This window comes from uncultured Roseobacter sp., assembly GCF_947495025.1.
Taxonomy (GTDB): domain Bacteria; phylum Pseudomonadota; class Alphaproteobacteria; order Rhodobacterales; family Rhodobacteraceae; genus Roseobacter.
This window is the reverse complement of the sequence record NZ_CANLXG010000006.1, coordinates 43960-60660: the sequence shown is the minus strand read 5'-3', so window position 1 is coordinate 60660 and position 16701 is coordinate 43960. Positions and strand designations below refer to the sequence as shown.

Here is a 16701-nt window from a genome sequence, read left to right as displayed (position 1 = left end):
TTGCGCTCCTTCCGGACCTCAGATGCGGCGCGGCATCCCTGCTCTGTGTCGTCGTGACGACCGCCATTCACGGCCCAGAGCTGCCGTTCGCGGATCAAATGAGTGCTGCGATGCGGCTACCCAAAAGCGGACTTCCGAGTTTGGGGTAGCACCGCTTTCCTTCAAGAATCCCAGTCGACACTACTGAGTTGACCCATTAGCCTGCAATGAAGAGTGCGTCAGAGGGGCGATGATCATGACATTTGTTGTCGTCGGAGTTTCAAGCAAAGCAAATACGATCAACCGTCTGGCCCCAAGGCCTGACGGGAGATTTGTCGTCATCCACCCCGATGTGCCCTCCCAAGAGCGTCACCATGAAAAGAGCTATACTTGGGCGAAAGACATAAACGAAGCAGTCGCGTTCATTAAAGACGGCTATCATGCTCGCATGGTTAACGTCGAAAACGACCAGGCTGAAGACGTCATCATAAACGTTAACATCAAGATCTGGGAGTTTCCATAGCGGCCTTAGCGGTCACTCGAGCCCGTTCAGACTTTCTGCGCCTGCAGCCCGCAAAGGAGACTTTCGCTAAGTTAGCATGAGGCGGATGGTAGAAGCACTGCGTTCGCTTGCTGGTTGTGCTCCAGGTTGTTAGTTTTCTCCTAAAGAGTCTAGTTTACGGAATTATCCATGTCATTGAGATCACTAGTTTTTGCCCTCGCGCTTTCTGCGACCACTTCGGCTTCTGCGCAAGATGCTTCCTTTTCTGCGGAACTGGCCGATATCGAGCGTCAGATAACTGAGATTGATGCCCAGGCAGCGCGCTATGACAGCGGGCTGATCCTCACCCTAATCGACGCTCGCAAAGAAGCTCTGCTGCTTGCACGGACACTAATTGAAAACCGGATTAATGCGGAAGCCGGTGCTGCGACTGTCGAAGTGACGGCCCCGGCGGTTCAGCCCGATGAAGCGCTGGCAGAACAGATCCTTGGTGAAATGGCAGCGGTTCAAAGGCGCATAGAAGAGGCCGAACGCGAAGCCGCAACCGCTGGCGGTTTGGTCCAGGCTCTCACACTTAGCCGCGCCGAAACTGAGCGGCTCACATTAGCACAGTTGCAGATGGGCTATTTGCAGGCAAAATATGGCATCGCGTTTCCGGTGATGCGGCCTCAGCCTTCAGAAACCGCGCCGTCCTTCTCATCGGCAACCGATGCGGAAACACCGCCAGAAGATGCAGCGCAGCCAGTCGCATGGGCGGACCCGCGCTTCCCATCCATCGACTATTCCCTTCGCCCGTTCGAGCAAGCCAATCGGGACGGACACCAGATCTCGGGTTGGTGGACTAGCGAAACATCTAGGGCGGCTGTGGATGACAGCCCACAGATCGTGACTTTGAACCACTCGCAATTCCGGCCCAACAGCTTCTCGGGCCAAACGGTCCTCCTCGCGCGATGCATCGAAGGTGAGACAGCGCTTGTGTTCGTTCAGGACGACTTTCTGATGAATGACTTCAGACGTAATTCTTTCGACATGACGCTCCGAATTGACGATGAGCCATCACAACAATTTAGATGGAGCAGTCTGACCAACAACAAGGGTGCGGGTCTCTTTGGTCGCGAGGCGGAGACGTTCATCCGAAAGATTTATGACGCCGAGCGTCTATTCATCCGGCTTGTTGAAAATAACGGTCAGCAACACGATGCCCTTTTCGAGCTTGCTGGTGCCCAAGATGCTTTCGAGGCCGTTGCAGAAGCTTGTGGATGGACTACCCTTTCTCTTTCTCCAGACGAATATCGCGCCGTGCAGACCCTTCTGAATGCTGGAGGTTTTGACACGGGCACTCCTGACGAACACTGGGGGAAAGCATCCCAAAGCGCCATGCGCGCCTATCAGGCATCGGTCGGGCTACCAGAGACTGGCGCTCCTGACCGAGCCACGCTGGAGAGGCTCGGCGTCCGTCAATAGCTACTGGCCATCATCCTCTAGGCGAACGAGAAAATGGGTTTGACCCAGCCCCCTGAAATCAGGCCACAAGGATGTTAGTAATCCGTCCAAGCAAAGGATGGACTATGAAACGCAGATTTAGTGACGAGCAGATCATTGGGATGATCAAAGAGTACGAGGCCGGGGTGAAGGCGCAGGAGCTGTGCCGGAAGTACGGGATCAGTGACGCGACATTCTACAAGTACAAGGCCAAGTTCGGCGGGATGAATGTGTCGGACGCAAAAAAGCTGAGGGCGCTTGAGGACGAGAACAACCGTCTGAAGCGCATGCTTGCAGATGCGATGCTCGACAACGCCGCACTGAAAGACCTCGCCACAAAAAATTACTAACGCCTGATGTGAAGCGCAGGGCTGTGTCGGACGTGATGGATCAGCACGGCCTTTCTGAGCGTCGGGCGTGCGATTTGGCTGATCTGCATAGGTCTGTCTTCCAGTACAAGAAGCAGGACCAGGGCGATGAAGCCCTGCGCAAGCGGCTGCGGGAACTGGCGAATGAGCGTCGCCGGTTCGGGTATCGCCGTCTGGGCATCTTGCTGGCCAGAGAAGGTTTTGAGGTGAACCACAAGAAGCTGTTCCGGCTCTATCGCGAAGAAGGGCTGGCGGTTCGACGCAGACGCTCGCGCAAACGGGCCTTGGGCACGCGTAGACCAATTCTGGTTCCGGATCGCGCCAACCAGCGATGGTCGCTCGACTTCGTGTCTGACGCCTTTGAGGATGGCCAGCGGTTCCGCGTATTGTGCATCGTGGATGATTGTACCCGTGAGGCGCTAGCGACCGTCGTGGACCGTTCCCTGTCAGGGGCCCGCATGACGCGTGAACTGGATGAGTTGATCCGCAGGCGCGGGCAGCCGAACATGATTGTCAGCGACAACGGAACCGAAATGACATCCCATGCGGTGCTGAGGTGGTGCCAGGACACTGGCGTTGGTTGGCATTACATCGCACCGGGCAAGCCAATGCAAAACGCGTTCGTGGAAAGCTTCAACGGCCGATTGCGTGATGAATGCCTGAACGAACACATCTTCGGCAACCTCGCCGAGGCGCGAAAGATCATCGAAAACTGGAGGATCGACTACAACACACAGAGACCACACACATCGCTTGGCGGGCTGGCTCCGGCTGTCTACGCCAACCTCAACCGCAGCACCCGGCCTGCCTCGCTTGAGCTCCGCAAGGGCTCCGCTCAGCAGGCCTTGACCGCAAACCTATCAACAGAAAGAAACAGGAACGGATTCTACACCTGAACGGCCCGGATCAGGGGGCTGGGTCAGGATGCAACAACATGAGACTTTCCGGAAGTCGGGTGATCTAAGCCGTCGTATGCCGCATCCGACCATTCAAAAGATTCATTACCATCACTAACCACTTTGCGACCGAGCGAATGTCTGGAACAGTGATGTGGTGCAAGCAGAACGTCCCATTCAAGCTGTTCTGCGGTCATCTCTTTGTTGAGCCGTTCCCAGATATCAACTGTAGAGTCCCCGGCTAGCACAAACACAGATTTTCGCCCCCTAACAGTAACCGTCCACTGGATTACAAGACTCGCAGGGTTCGATGAATTCTTGGGTTCACCCTCTTTCGCCTTGGGGATGTTTCCTTCGGAAGCATTGGGGGCTAGGAGCCGCCACTCAATGCCGTTGCATAGGGTATTTTTCGAACCGGACACGGCTGTCAAAACCTTCAACCGGTTTCCATCGCGGTTTCCCGCATCAGTTCCTTGCAACGCCTTTCTGCGCTTGATTTCGTCCAAAACCGGCTTGGACTTTTCTGTCGTATAGTTTGGGTTGGCAGAGTATTCGCTGCACCAAATCTCGTCGACCAATATCAAGACGTCACCCTCATCGGGATCAGCGTCGCGATCATCCGGTTTTCCAAGATGGAAGATTTCTCCGAAACCTCCAAGGTGATCCTCGTCCGGGTGCGTCAGTACAAAGATGTCAAGCTTGTCATCCTTGCAGGCGTTTCTGATCTTGGGCGCGAAATCCAAAGCGTCACTCTTCTCGTCGCTGGCTTCAGCGCGGTAATTTATGTCTGTCATAATCACCCGACCGTGGGCCTCAATCAGCGAAGCATCGCCGTTGTCACACGAAAAGATGGAAAGTCTCTGGGCTGACATGATTGGCCTCAATGTTTCCTAAATGTTCTAGAACAAATGTGCGGTCCAACCGATGCATTCAAGATCTAGATATAGTATTCTGCTTCTTCAGATCCTATGGGGACGCCCAACATACAGTGTTGCTCCTCAAAGCTCAATCCCGACCAAGAACTATTTGCATCAAGAGGGTAGTGCCAAGACATCAAATAGGAGTTCCGCTGACCGCTAGCGGCATTCCTTCTGGTTTGAATGTCAGCTTTCCTTATGGGACCCGGAGCATTTTGCTTGTGCAGCGAAGGTCAGCTTCCGCCCCACTCAGCCATTGCTCCTTTTTTTGTTCTCCAACTGGCGCGTCAGTAACTGTCGAACGCCGGCGCCCAACTCATCATTGGTTAGCCCTTCAAGCCACGCCAGTTGCTCTGATCCACAACCGATATTTTCAATCGCTTGTCTTCGCTCGTCCGGTGAGAGTTGGCCGTAGTGCCGCTCAGTGATCTGTTCCGTTTCATGCCCCATGTTTTCTGACCAGGCTTTGCGTTCGAGCGCCGTGAGGTGCCGGCGATCCCTTTCAGCGGCGATAGTGTGCTTTGCCGAGTGAGGCGTGTAGAGCGCTTTGGCTCCTATGCTGGCTATCTCGAAGGCCTTGGTCACAGCAGTCTTTGTCTTCATCGGCTCGATCGGAGGCGCGTTTGGGAACCGCCTGCGATAGCCGGTCAGAATATACTTCAGGTCAGGGAAAAGTGGATCATCGTTTTGAAAGCCAAGTTCGCGCATAAGATCGTCCCACTTGGTCACTTCGGCAGAGAAAACTTCAGGAATTGGGAACCACCATATCTCAAGGCTTTTACCATTTTTCGTCCTGGATACAGAACCATCCTGTAGGATCAGTTTTTCAGCAATCCTCAGGTGCTTCAGCCGAAGTGAGATGAGGGTGTCTGCTCTTAAAGCACCAAGAAAAGCGATCGCGAACATCGCGCGATCCCGCTGCTGGGTTAAAGTCCGGGACGGCATGCGTTGGAGCATGGTTTCAGCCTCTTCAATGAGAGGATATTTTTTTGGGGGTCGCGGCAGACATTGGGCGTACGCAGCCCTGGGCAAATCGATGTAGTCTGGCAGGTCTCTTGGAAGGTCAGAGGCAAAATCTTGCTTCAAAAGCCATTCCAGAAACTTGCGGATGTGGGACGCCGTGTGACTGATACTTGAGCGCGACTTCGGTGCATCACAAGAACCAGAGATCTGTAATTTCAACTCAGATCGGACTGCGTCGATATTCTCCGTGGTCAATGCCATGAAGGGCTTCCCCCGAATAGCACCTTCCAGAAAACGAATGGCGCGCAGGTGAGCATCAGTGGTCGCGTCGGCGAAACGGCCTGCGCTGATCTGCCATGCGTGAATTATACGATCATTTTTTGTGTGCCAAATCCAAATATCACCGGGCGCCTTTAATTCTCCTTCGTCTGTTTGGTCCTCGGTAGTATTTGGAGCGTCTTGTGATCTATCAACGTGCAGATCTCCCGGAGTCCCGAATCTGGTGATGCCCCTTTTGCACCTCGGGCACGTGGCGCGCAGAGCCTGCGCGCCGGATAATGTTGCTAACGGCTCGCGGACAAACTCGATTGGTGCCACAGGCGCTTTGCAGGTAAAGCAATAGAATTCATGTGGCTTGAGCGAAGCATATCTTCGATCTCTCCGCCTTTTGTGGAAGTCTTGGACTACGGCCCCGCGGAATATATAAGGTCTATTGTCGTCGGAAGGTACCAAGCCTTCTTTGACCCAATTGCTGATTGTGTTCCGCGACACATCAAACAATCGCATCAGATCTCCAACGGAATAGACCCGGTCTTTTTTTGCGCGAATTCTTTTGTAGGATCGGGTCATGTCTCCGCACCTTCGCAACTTCGGCAGTCTTGCCGATGTTTGCTAACCAGTTTGCAATGTGGGGTGAGCTGGTGGCTTAGCAGCGAGGCCTAGCAGGCGTTCGGATCCTGACGGTTCTTTGCGGCCCAGACGTTCAGATCAAATCCGCGGTAGATGATCTTGCGCCCGAGTTTGTAGTACGCGGGACCCACGTTCATGTGACGCCACCGCGCGAGCTTTTGGCGGTCACCGAGTATCTCAAGCTCGGGATCCCCCAGGACGTAGTTCCGGTCGTTTTCGAAGATGTCAGGCATCGAATGTTCTCCTTAGCTGCTCTTTGGTCGCGGAGAATGTCATGCGATGCAGTAGTTGTGCAGAGTTCGTAAAAGTCGCAAACGGTTACCACGTTTACGATGGGTTTACGGTGGGTTTACGGTGGCTTTACGACGCACTAAATAGAAGCTTCTCACGCAGTTTTCGACGCGGCGCGTTTTATCCCGTTCAGAAGTTGGCTTCGCACTCATTTGCCATTGCGAAGCTTGCGATAAGCTTCTCGCAAGGTGGTCAGTCCAATTTTGTGACCGTGCCTTTTTTCCAGAAACCGCAGTTTTTCTTTCGCGGTCAGTGCTTCAAGTTCTTTTCCGATGGATTGAATGAGTTGAATGGTTTCCGGGACCTTCGATGGCCTGCCAACCCTCCGAAACAAATACGAACTATCTTGAAAATTCACGCTGGGGATCAGACGTCGAAGCCTTTTGCGCAGTGCGGTTTCGCTCAGGCTACCTTGCCAACGCTGTGCCAACTCGTCCTTTAAACAGATGGAGGAGCCGCGATGTTGGTCAGGCAGGTTGCGCTCATAGTGATCATCCCACATGTCACTGGACCAGGGTGGGAACTCGCGGGCGATCACGTAGGTTTGCCGCTCAAACAGATAGGGTAGTGTGTGAAACGGTATGTTCACGGCTTTGAAATCAGCATCGCGTTCAACCAGCGCAGCATATTCAGCGATCCACTCTTTGACTTCACTGGCCGTATGACCAGCCTGCCGAAATTGTGGCGATCCCATGCGGATGAGCCATTCGTTTTCCGGACCAGCCTCATCCTCAAACGTGGCAATGCTGAAACTTTCCATCACAGTCGTTTTCTGGAAAAGCCTCGCGTTTGTTCCGGACAGCCTTGCATCAATGTCCAGAAAAGAGCCTTCGGTTGTGCAAAGCGTGACGCGTAATTCCGAAAGCGACTCCAGAAACAGGTCCTCACAGAGATCCCTGGGTGAGCCGAAGTGATCATAACGACTGAATTTATCTGCACTGTAGAACTCGCAGGCACGCGCGCAGCACCATTTCAGATATCGTTCCTCAAACACGCCCCAAAGAAAAGAGAGGGGGGTATAGCCTTCAAGAGCAAACATTAACGACCCCCTTTTCGCTCAGCTTTGGTCACGAATCGCGACCACTCCTCCATCAAGGCACGCCTTCGGTCCAGCAAATCCGATCGCGCATAGGCCCGTTCGACACCGGAGCCGACCTTGTGGGCAAGCGACATTTCGGCCACTTCGCGCGGCGCTTCCGCTTCTTCGGCCGCCCAGTCCCGAAAAGTCGACCGGAACCCATGCACCGTGACACCTTCGATCTTCATTCGACGCAAGAGCATCAGCATCGACATGTTCGAGAGTGGCTGATGGCGCCTCTGTCCTTCGAAGACAAATTCGGACTGCAGTGCGTGTAGCGGTTTCAGAACGTTGATCATTGCTTCTGTCAGCGGCACCCTGTGCAGTTCACCCGTTTTCATGCGATCGGCCGGGCAGGTCCAGACGCCCGCCTCCCAGTCGATCTCCGCCCACCGCATGCCAAGCACTTCGCCGGTCCGCGCACCGGTCAGGCAGGTAAACATCAGTGCCTTGGCGGCCATGCCGGTCTTCTTGCTCAGGGCTGCATAGAACACTGGCACGTCCTTCCAGTGCATCGCCTTGTGATGGACCGGCCGTGCTTTGACCTTTGGCAGTGCCCCAGCCTCCTTTATCGCAACCACTGGGTTCTCGCCCGAACGCAATCCCCTGGAACGCGCCACATCGAGCACAGTCTTAATCCTCTGCGCCAGACGTTTGGCGGTCTCGTGCTTCTCTGTCCAGATCGGGCTGAGGCACATCATGACTTCTGGTTGGCAGATACTGTCGATGGGCATACGCCCGATCTTTGGAAAGGCATAGTCACGCAGAGTGTTCAGCCATTGCTGACCGTGCTTTGCATTTTTCCACGTAGGCAGTCGCTCGATGTGCACCTGGCGGGCAACCTCTTCAAAGGTCGGCATTTCCTGTCGCGCAACAAAACGAGGATTGAGTCCCTGCTTCGCCATACGCCGATAGGCCAGAGCCCGGTCCCGCGCCTGAGGCAACGAAACGATGTCTGCGCCGCCAAGTCCAAAATCCGTACGAAGTGGCCCGCCTTTGCGGTTTTTCTGCCCTTTAACCACAACCCGAACAATCCACCGCCGCGCGCCCGTGGGATCCACGACGAGGTATAACCCGTTCCCATCTCCGTGACGACCCGGCCCAAGATTCTCAACAAGCTTCTTTGTAAGCTTTCCAGAAAGTGCCACAAGCATACCACACTACATACCACCCAATAAACAGAATTGCACACTATCACAAAAAGCTCAACACAATCGAACGGTAATACCAACAAGCTGTTATACAACAAAAATACCCCACCAACGGGGGTCAGTTGCATTTTTTGATTTTGGTTAGTGGCGGACCGAGGAGGATTCGAACCCCCGACCCCTTGATTCGTAGTCAAGTACTCTATCCAGCTGAGCTATCGGTCCACTGAGAGCGGGGTTTAGTCCCGCGCGCGAAGTTATGCAAGGGCAAACCTGGCAAAAAAACTCCACACAGTTCACAACGTCCGGCGCTGCGCTCAGCCGGCGGTGTTTTGCAGTTCAGCGGGCACTTCGCCGATGGTGATGGCTCCGTCGCCTTTCGGGAGGCAGATAACAAAACGGGTACCGCTGGCATCACTGTGCGCCAGTTCCAGCGTGCCCCCGTGACCCCGCACAAGTTCGGCAGAAATCGCAAGCCCCAGCCCGGACCCACCCTTGCGCGCGCCGCCCTGAAACGGTGTAAAGAGATGCTCGCGCGCTTTAGGCGGCAAGCCCGGGCCGGTGTCCACAACCTCGATCCACCAGGCCGACATATCCTCGTAGCCTGTTACGCTGATATGTCCCGGTGTGCGGGTCGCGACGATCGCCTGCCGTGCGTTTCTGATAAGGTTGGCGAGCACCCGGTAAAGCTGCTCCGGATCTGCCCGCAACATCAGCCCGTCAGGTATATCGCACTCGAACTGCAGATCAAACGTGCCAACCGCCAGACGCTCACTGTCGATGACCTCGTCCACCAGGTCGTTCAGCGCCAGCATCGTGAGTGTCGGACTGGGTTCTTCCGCTTTTCCGAATGCCAGGGTGCTTTCGCAAAGATGAACGGCACGGGTGATGGATCCAACAAGTTTTGGCGCCATCCGTTTGACCGTTGGATCCTCGCTCATCTCAATACGGTCGGTAAAGAGCTGTGCCGATGTCAGTATGTTGCGCAGGTCGTGGCTGATCTTACTGACGGCGCTGCCAAGCTGTGCCAGACGTTCTTTCTGACGCAGCGCCTGTGTCAGGTCTGTTTCCAGCTGCTGCAGAGCAACCTCCGCTTCATGCAGCTCGGTCACACTCGCGGACGGTGTAATAATCCGACGGGCATCTTCAGGAGCGGCGGCATAGTTCTTCATATGCCCGACGACCCGTTTGATCGGCTTGAGGAGCAAAGCACGCATCGCCAGAAACAGCAGGAAAGCGGTAATCACCGATATGACGGCTGACAGGATCAGGATCCTGATGCCGTAATCAATCATCGCCGCCCGCATCGGCGAGGTATCCATTGTTATTTCGATGAGCAGGCCGGCATCTCTGACCGGCGCACCGATGACGCGGACAACTTCGTTTTCGGGCTCAATGAGGCGGGCCATCGCATCACGGATCAGCACCGCTGCTGTGTTGTCGCGCATATCAAAGGTAGCAGCGATCGGTTGGGGCATGTCAGACGACAACATCAGCTGACGCGACGAGTCCCGGCGCAGCACGACGTTGAAGACTCCGGCATTCTCAAGCAGTTCAGTTTCCAGGTCGCTGTCAATCATGTCATCGGCCAGCAGCGCCAGCGAGGCGATCTGGGCGCGTTCCAGCCGGTTCATCATATAGTCTTCGCGGAACCTCGCGATCGAGGGCACGAAAATCAGGACTTCTGCAATCATCACGAAGATGGTTGTCAGTATAAGCAGCCGTCCTGAAAGCGAATTGAACATGTCTCAGCGTTTCACGGGATCCAGCGCTGGACAAGTCCAACCACGCGTTTGACCATCTGATTTTCGAAAAGCCGCGGGCTGAAATAGGCCCCAGCCGCGCGTTTATTGACCTCGGAGATAGTCGGATAGGGCGCGACCATACCGGCAATCTGGCTCATCTTCATCCGGTTTGCCAGTGCCAGTGACCACAGACTGATCAGTTCGCCAGCCTGATGCCCGGCAATCGACGCTCCCACGGGGCGTCCTTTGACCACCATGACTTTGATCAGACCTTTGGTCTTACGTTCGGCTATGGCGCGGTCATTATGTTCAAATTCAAACCGGACAACTTCCAGCCGGTCGCCATGTTCCTTGCGTGCCTGAGCCTCGGTCAGACCGACCTGCGCCAGCTCCGGGTCGGTATAGGTGGCCCATGGGATATGGGTCGTTTTCGCCTTTGACGGCAGACCAAACAGCATCGACCGGATGATCACACCGGCATGGTAGCCTGCAACATGTGTAAACTGCAGACCACCGGCCACATCGCCGATGGCATAGACGCGGCGGTTGGTGGTGCGCAGCGCGTCGTCCACCCTGATGCCGGTGCGGGTGGTTTCGATGCCTGCCGCGTCAAGGTCCAGCTTGTCGGTGTTGGATTTCCGACCCACAGCCATCAGCAGGTGCGTACCTTTGATGCTGCGCCCGTCTTTGGTCAGCACCTCAATCGCTCCGGCCTTGCCGCGTACCTCTTCGGCCAGTGCGTTCTCTTCGATCACAATGCCCTCGGCGCGCAGGGTGTCCAGCACGACAGCAGCCATTTCCGGATCATCCTTGCCCAGCGCCCTGTCGCCCTCAATTACGGTCACTTTGCTGCCCAGACGGATGTGCGCCTGCGCCATTTCCATGCCGATGGGTCCACCACCGATGATCAGCAGATGCTCAGGCTTTTCGCGCAGATCGAACAGTGTCTCGTTGGTCTCGTAAGGGACGCTCTCGAGTCCCGGGATGGGCGGTACAAGAGGTGAGGACCCCGTAGCGATAACGATCCGCCGTGCGGTGATCACCGTATCACCGGCCTCGACCTCGGAAGGCGAGACGAAGCGTCCGAATTCGCGGATGACATTCACGCCCAGTCCTTCGAAGCGCTCCTGGCTGTCGACCGGTTCGATCTGTGCGATCACGTCGCGCACATGGTCCTTGGCAGCGGCGTAATCCGCGTCACCGGCTGCGTCGGCCACGCCGTATTGCGCAGAATGCTGCTGGCGCCAGGCCGCTTTGCCGCTGGCAATCAGCGCCTTGGAGGGCACACAGCCGTAATTCAGGCAGTCACCGCCCATTTTGTGGCCCTCAAGCAGGGTCACGCTCGCGCCCATCTGGACGGCACCCGCCGCAACCGACAGGCCGCCGGAGCCCGCCCCGATGACCAGAACATCCGTCTTGATGCGTTTCATGTCAGAGATCTTTCCTGCCTGTCACGGCTTTGATGAGGACGGGCAGCAGCGACAGCGCGCTCAGCCCGAGGATCGGCAACAGGATATGCGGTTCAAAGATAATGCCAAGGTCCGGGCTTTCACCCTGCTCAAACACTGTGCCAAGTCCCGCCCCGACCGAAGAATAGACCAGTGACCCCGGGATAATGCCCAGAAAGGTAGAGATCACGTAGCGGTGGACCGGAACGGCCAGAAATGCCGGTATCAGGTTTGCCACAAAGAAGGGGACAACCGGTACAAGACGCAGAAAAAACAGCATCGACCACTGATTTTCGTCAAGGCCTTCCCTGATCTTGCGTACCGTACCCTGTGAGGCATCCATCCGTTCTTTCAGACGCTCACCAAGCCCGAAGCGCGCCGCCAGAAAAATAACGGTCGCGCCAATGGTAGCACCGGTAACACTGAGCGCTGACCCGCCAACTGTACCGAAAAGGAATCCACCGGTCAGAGTCGCGATAAGCGCGCCGGGCAGGGAAAACGCGACGATTACGATGTACGCCGCCACAAAACCGAACACCGTCAGTATGAAATTCGCATCCCGCAGCGCAATCAGTGCCTCGCGGTTGTCTCTCAGCGCATCAAAACTGATGTAGTCCCGCAGCGTAAACGCGCCCACCGCTGCCACCACCAGGATGGCGATCATCGGCAGATAGCGCAAAGCGCCTGGTTTTGTTTCCTGCGTCATGTCTGACATCTTTGTCGCCTTTCGGGCTGCGGGTTGCAATTGATGTCATACATGACGGCTGCGGGCCGGCCGCGACAGGGGTATCACGCGCGCTTGATCCGGCGTGACGCAAATGCGAGCCGGACGCGACGTTTGTGACGGGTGCTGTAACATCGCAGCGTAAAAGCAGCGTTTATGTTGCAGAAACCGTGGATTTTCGCCCCGGAAGGGTTTGACTTGGTCCCGTGACCGCTTTAGGAGACGGGCTTCTATTGATATCTGACGCGGACCGATTCCGCGCCAGACCCGAAGCAGTATTGGAGACGGAGCGATGAAACGCACCTATCAACCCTCGAACCTCGTCCGCAAGCGCCGTCACGGGTTCCGTGCGCGCATGGCGACCAAAGCCGGCCGCAAGATCATCAACGCGCGCCGCGCACAGGGCCGGAAATCCCTGAGCGCCTGACGCCGTCCGGACCTTCAGGTTCTGACATGAAAAAGCCGCCCATGACCAACCCGACCGGTAACAAGACCGGAGGGGGCATGTCCGGGGCGGCTTCTTTGCGTGCGGTCACTACTCTGAGAAAGCGACACGACTTTCTGCTGGCCGCCAGGGCGCTGCACGTTTCAAAACCTGGTTTTGTACTTCAGATGCGCCGTCACGCCGCAGAAAATGCCTCGGGCATGCGCGTCGGCTTCACCTGCTCGAAAAAGGTCGGCAACGCGGTGCAGCGCAACCGCGCAAAAAGACGTCTGCGTGAAATCGCCAGGGCAGTCCTGCCGCATAAAGGCCTCGCTGACACCGACTATGTGCTGATCGGACGACGCGATAAAACTGCCAGCCTGCCTTTCGATCGCCTGAAGGCTGATCTTGAATCCGCAATCGACAATCTTCATGGGCGCCTGAAGTGACCCCCCTCGCACGGGTGATCTCGCTGCCTGTGCGGGCCTATCGTCTGTTGTTCAGCCCCTGGGTTGGTCACAACTGTCGCTACCAGCCTACATGCAGCGCCTACGCACTTGAGGCACTGGACCGCCACGGAGCGCTGCGCGGTTCCTGGCTGGCCGCACGGCGCATTTTTCGCTGCCACCCCTGGGGCCGGTCCGGGTATGATCCCGTGCCAGAGGACGACTGAACCTCAGGGCTGCTTTTCAAAATTTATGATCACTTCGCCGATGTCGACGCCGAACTTTGTCATATAGGCCCTGTTCAGCACGCGATTTTCTCCCAGCTGCCACATCCAGTCGTCAAAACTGACACGCAGTGTACCATCAGGCACAGGCAGATCGATGGTATAGCGCCAGTTAAAGGTATCGCCCTGCTCCTCTCCTGTGGCCACGCCGATCACGCCCGGCGCAGTGCCTTCCCAGGTTTCCGGGCCGGTTTTGGTAAGCGTCCATATGCGCTGTTCTGTTGTTGCATCCGCATAGGTGAAATCCTCGACAAGCCGGAGCGTCTGGCCGTCCCAGGTGCCGTTGATCTCTACGTCAAAACGGCGCCGAACCGTCCCGAAAACATCCTGGAACTGGCCCTGTGCCAGCACTCTGCCCTCAAAGAACTCTTCGAGATTGAATTCGCTGTCCGACAGTTTCTCGTCCCTGAGCGCCGGCTTGCCAACACACGCACCGAGAAAGAGCACAAAGACCAGAAAAAGCACCTGTCGCATCATTATTCCTTTCGTTCTGACAGGGGTACGCCCGGTACGGGCTTTTGGTTCATTGATCGCGGCGGTATAGAAGGGCGACTTCAGCCAGGATCCGAAGTGATGCTTGATACCCAGGACGAAATTCACCCGTTGTTCAGCGGCGCGCCGAAAACAACCGAGTTCCGCAAACTTCGCAAAAGGATCGTCCGCGCGGTGCGCGAGGCGACAGATGAATACGGAATGATTGAGCCCGGGGCACGATGGCTGGTCTGCCTGTCCGGCGGCAAAGACAGCTATACGCTGCTTGCAGTGCTCTACGAACTGAAATGGCGCGGCCTGCTGCCGGTCGATCTGCTGGCATGCAACCTTGATCAGGGGCAGCCCGGTTTTCCGGCAACTGTCCTGCCGGCATATCTGGAAAGAATGGGCGTGCCGCACCGCATCGAGTACCAGGATACCTATTCCATTGTGATGGACAAAATCCCGCAGGGGCGGACCTTCTGCGCATTGTGTTCGCGGCTGCGGCGCGGGCATCTGTACCGTGTCGCCCGCGAAGAGGGCTGCTCTGCTGTCGTGCTGGGACATCACCGGGACGACATTCTTGAGACATTCTTCATGAACCTTTTTCATGGTGGCAGACTCGCAACCATGCCGCCCAAGCTGCTGAATGAAGAGGGCGATCTCTTTGTCTACCGGCCGCTGGCCCATGTAGCTGAGGCCGATTGCGAGAAATTTGCGCGCGCAATGGATTACCCGATTATCCCATGCGATCTCTGCGGCAGTCAGGACGGCCTGCAACGCCAGCAGGTAAAAGCCATCCTGGACGAATGGGAACGAAACAGCCCGGGCAGGCGCCAGGTGATGTTTCGCGCTCTGACGAATGCACGCCCCTCGCACCTTCTGGATCCGGCCCTTTTCGATTTTCAGGGCCTTACCCGCGGGTAGGTTGAATTTTAGCCTTATTCAACGCGGAAACGCAGGTTGCGTTAACCAGACTCTCATGCAGACGCACCTAACCTGCAGGGCAGACACCGATGTGCTGCGCTGAGAGGAAAACCCATGGCGGGAAACATGGTCCGCAATCTGCGGAAGTTACGGGAAAGGGCCGCGATACTCTTTCTCGGCCCTGTGGCTCTCGCCTGCCTGCCCGCTTTCTGCCTCGCTACATACTGGATCGGTGGCGAAACGGCTCTGATGGTCTGCGCAATTGCCGTGCCGGTTGTCTACCTGATTCTTGGTGGCGCTGATGCACGCCGTTTTGACCCGAAGCTTGCACGCGCTGTTTCCCGCGGCCTGATGCCACGCGACACGTTCCGGGATTTCGTTGGGTACACATTTTCCAGTACCGGCGAATCCGGCTCGAAATCCGCGATTTACATGGTTGAAATTGACGAGCATGACGTCCTGGAGAAAACGTATGGGCACGCCGCAGCCGAAGAAGTAACCGCAGTCGTGGGTGATCGCATAGTTTCCATCCTGCGTGACAACGATGCTGTCACCCTTACTGGCGCCTACCGGTTTGCGGCATGCCTTGAAGCGGTTCCCAACCTTGATCTGGAAACATGCATTCAACTGGCCGGGCGTCTGCAGGAAGCCGTCGAGGAACCGGTTTCAGTTGACGGCACTGCCATCTATGTCACGGCGACAATCGGTTTTTGTCAGCATGCGCGGGTTGCAGGTAAGGACGCCCTGTCATGGATGGAAGGCGCAGACCTCGCGCTGGTTGAGGCCCGCGATAACGGCCCCGCCTCCATCCGCGCCTTTTCCGCTGATATGAGCCGCAAATCGGATACCCGCAGCGAACTGCGCGAAGAGGTCGTGAAAGCGCTGGAAGAGGATCAGATAAGACCATGGTTCCAGCCACAGATATCGACCGACACAGGACGCGTTACAGGCTTTGAGGCGCTGGCGCGATGGCATCACCCCAAAAGGGGAATGATACCGCCCGGCGAATTTCTGCCCGCGATTGAGCAGGCAGGACAACTGGAGCGTCTTGCAGAAGTAATGTTGCATCATGCATTCCGCGCCCTGCGCGCATGGGACGATCTGGAGGTGACCGTTCCCCAGATAGGCGTCAATTTTGCAGGGCCTGAACTGAACAACCCGAACCTCGTGCAGAAAGTGCAGTGGGAACTGGACTGTTTCGGCCTCGCCCCGGACCGCCTGGCCGTCGAGGTTCTGGAAACTGTCGTTGCAAGCTCACCCGATGACATGGTTTCGCGCAACATAAACGGTCTCAGCAAGATGGGCTGTAAGATTGATCTTGATGACTTCGGCACGGGCCATGCATCGATCGCGTCGATCAGGCGCTTTGCGGTCAGCCGGATCAAGATTGACCGGTCTTTTGTTATGAAATCCGATCGTGATCCTGACCAGCAGCGTATGATCAGCGCGATTCTGACCATGGCAGAGCGGCTCGGTGTCGAAACCCTTGCAGAGGGGGTCGAAAGCAGTGGAGAACACGCGTTGCTCTCGCAGCTGGGCTGTGATCACGTTCAGGGATTCGGAATTGGTAAACCCATGCCCTTTGACCAGACGGTCGCCTGGATCGAAAGCCACAACGCCAGACTTCAGGACCCTCCGCGGATCATGGGGGATCGCTCCGGCTGACAGCGCGCTGCACCCGGCCACTCAATGCTGCGAC

Annotated in this window: 17 protein-coding genes and 1 tRNA gene; 8 read left to right on the top strand and 10 right to left on the bottom strand. The window is 56.4% G+C overall.

The window, feature by feature from the left end; translation table 11 throughout:
* The first annotated feature begins 235 nt into the window (after positions 1-235).
* The 3 genes from Q0792_RS19530 to Q0792_RS19520 all read left to right on the top strand — a co-directional run bounded on the left by Q0792_RS19530 (position 236) and on the right by Q0792_RS19520 (position 3227).
* Complete coding sequence (locus tag Q0792_RS19530; RefSeq protein ID WP_298845038.1) at positions 236-502, top strand: hypothetical protein; 267 nt, start codon at positions 236-238, stop codon at positions 500-502.
* A gap of 168 nt (positions 503-670) precedes the next feature.
* Entirely contained in the window at positions 671-1945 is a 1275-nt protein-coding gene (locus Q0792_RS19525; RefSeq protein WP_298845036.1) for a peptidoglycan-binding domain-containing protein, read from the top strand.
* A gap of 104 nt (positions 1946-2049) precedes the next feature.
* Positions 2050-3227 (top strand): IS3 family transposase gene (locus Q0792_RS19520; protein WP_298845033.1). Its coding sequence is split into 2 segments (ribosomal slippage): positions 2050-2299 and positions 2299-3227, totalling 1179 coding nucleotides; the frame shifts between segments, so codons are not numbered across the junction.
* Positions 3228-3250: 23 nt separating this feature from the next.
* Here the strand turns inward: Q0792_RS19520 and Q0792_RS19515 are convergent.
* The 9 genes from Q0792_RS19515 to Q0792_RS19475 all read right to left on the bottom strand — a co-directional run bounded on the left by Q0792_RS19515 (position 3251) and on the right by Q0792_RS19475 (position 12441).
* Positions 3251-4099: a hypothetical protein gene (locus Q0792_RS19515; RefSeq protein ID WP_298845030.1), complete on the bottom strand. Its 849-nt coding sequence runs from the start codon at positions 4097-4099 to the stop codon at positions 3251-3253.
* Between the two features lie 294 nt (positions 4100-4393).
* Positions 4394-5956: a hypothetical protein gene (locus tag Q0792_RS19510; RefSeq protein WP_298845028.1), complete on the bottom strand. Its 1563-nt coding sequence runs from the start codon at positions 5954-5956 to the stop codon at positions 4394-4396.
* Positions 5957-6045: 89 nt separating this feature from the next.
* Entirely contained in the window at positions 6046-6249 is a 204-nt protein-coding gene (locus tag Q0792_RS19505; RefSeq protein ID WP_298845025.1) for a MerR family transcriptional regulator, read from the bottom strand.
* 206 nt (positions 6250-6455) lie between these two features.
* Positions 6456-7346 carry a hypothetical protein gene (locus tag Q0792_RS19500; RefSeq protein WP_298845022.1) on the bottom strand — a complete coding sequence of 297 codons (891 nt, stop codon included), beginning with the start codon at positions 7344-7346 and terminating at the stop codon, positions 6456-6458.
* Positions 7346-8539 (bottom strand): site-specific integrase, encoded by a 1194-nt coding sequence (locus Q0792_RS19495; RefSeq protein WP_298845019.1) that lies wholly within the window; start codon positions 8537-8539, stop codon positions 7346-7348. Before Q0792_RS19495 ends, Q0792_RS19500 begins: the two co-directional genes overlap by 1 nt.
* A gap of 142 nt (positions 8540-8681) precedes the next feature.
* Positions 8682-8758, bottom strand: a tRNA-Arg gene (locus tag Q0792_RS19490).
* Positions 8759-8850: 92 nt separating this feature from the next.
* The gene (locus Q0792_RS19485; RefSeq protein WP_298845017.1) at positions 8851-10278 is read right to left on the bottom strand and encodes a HAMP domain-containing sensor histidine kinase; all 1428 of its coding nucleotides are present in this window, start codon (positions 10276-10278) and stop codon (positions 8851-8853) included.
* A gap of 11 nt (positions 10279-10289) precedes the next feature.
* The gene (locus Q0792_RS19480) at positions 10290-11708 is read right to left on the bottom strand and encodes an FAD-dependent oxidoreductase (RefSeq protein WP_298845014.1); all 1419 of its coding nucleotides are present in this window, start codon (positions 11706-11708) and stop codon (positions 10290-10292) included.
* A gap of 1 nt (position 11709) precedes the next feature.
* Positions 11710-12441 (bottom strand): TVP38/TMEM64 family protein, encoded by a 732-nt coding sequence (locus Q0792_RS19475; RefSeq protein WP_298845011.1) that lies wholly within the window; start codon positions 12439-12441, stop codon positions 11710-11712.
* A 301-nt stretch (positions 12442-12742) separates the two neighbouring features.
* Between Q0792_RS19475 and rpmH the strand changes: the two genes are divergently transcribed.
* The 3 genes from rpmH to yidD all read left to right on the top strand — a co-directional run bounded on the left by rpmH (position 12743) and on the right by yidD (position 13547).
* Complete coding sequence (gene rpmH, locus Q0792_RS19470; RefSeq protein WP_037911188.1) at positions 12743-12877, top strand: 50S ribosomal protein L34; 135 nt, start codon at positions 12743-12745, stop codon at positions 12875-12877.
* A 77-nt stretch (positions 12878-12954) separates the two neighbouring features.
* On the top strand, positions 12955-13323 hold the full coding sequence (gene rnpA, locus Q0792_RS19465; protein WP_298845040.1) for a ribonuclease P protein component: 369 nt from the start codon (positions 12955-12957) through the stop codon (positions 13321-13323).
* Entirely contained in the window at positions 13320-13547 is a 228-nt protein-coding gene (yidD, locus tag Q0792_RS19460) for a membrane protein insertion efficiency factor YidD (protein WP_298844998.1), read from the top strand. Before rnpA ends, yidD begins: the two co-directional genes overlap by 4 nt.
* A 3-nt stretch (positions 13548-13550) precedes the next feature.
* Here the strand turns inward: yidD and Q0792_RS19455 are convergent, their stop codons facing one another.
* Entirely contained in the window at positions 13551-14078 is a 528-nt protein-coding gene (locus Q0792_RS19455; protein WP_298844995.1) for a DUF3833 domain-containing protein, read from the bottom strand.
* A gap of 99 nt (positions 14079-14177) precedes the next feature.
* Between Q0792_RS19455 and ttcA the strand changes: the two genes are divergently transcribed.
* Positions 14178-15002, top strand: coding sequence for a tRNA 2-thiocytidine(32) synthetase TtcA (gene ttcA / locus Q0792_RS19450; protein WP_298844993.1), 825 nt, complete (start codon positions 14178-14180; stop codon positions 15000-15002).
* A gap of 114 nt (positions 15003-15116) precedes the next feature.
* Positions 15117-16667: a bifunctional diguanylate cyclase/phosphodiesterase gene (locus tag Q0792_RS19445; RefSeq protein ID WP_298844990.1), complete on the top strand. Its 1551-nt coding sequence runs from the start codon at positions 15117-15119 to the stop codon at positions 16665-16667.
* Positions 16668-16701: the final 34 nt, after the last annotated feature.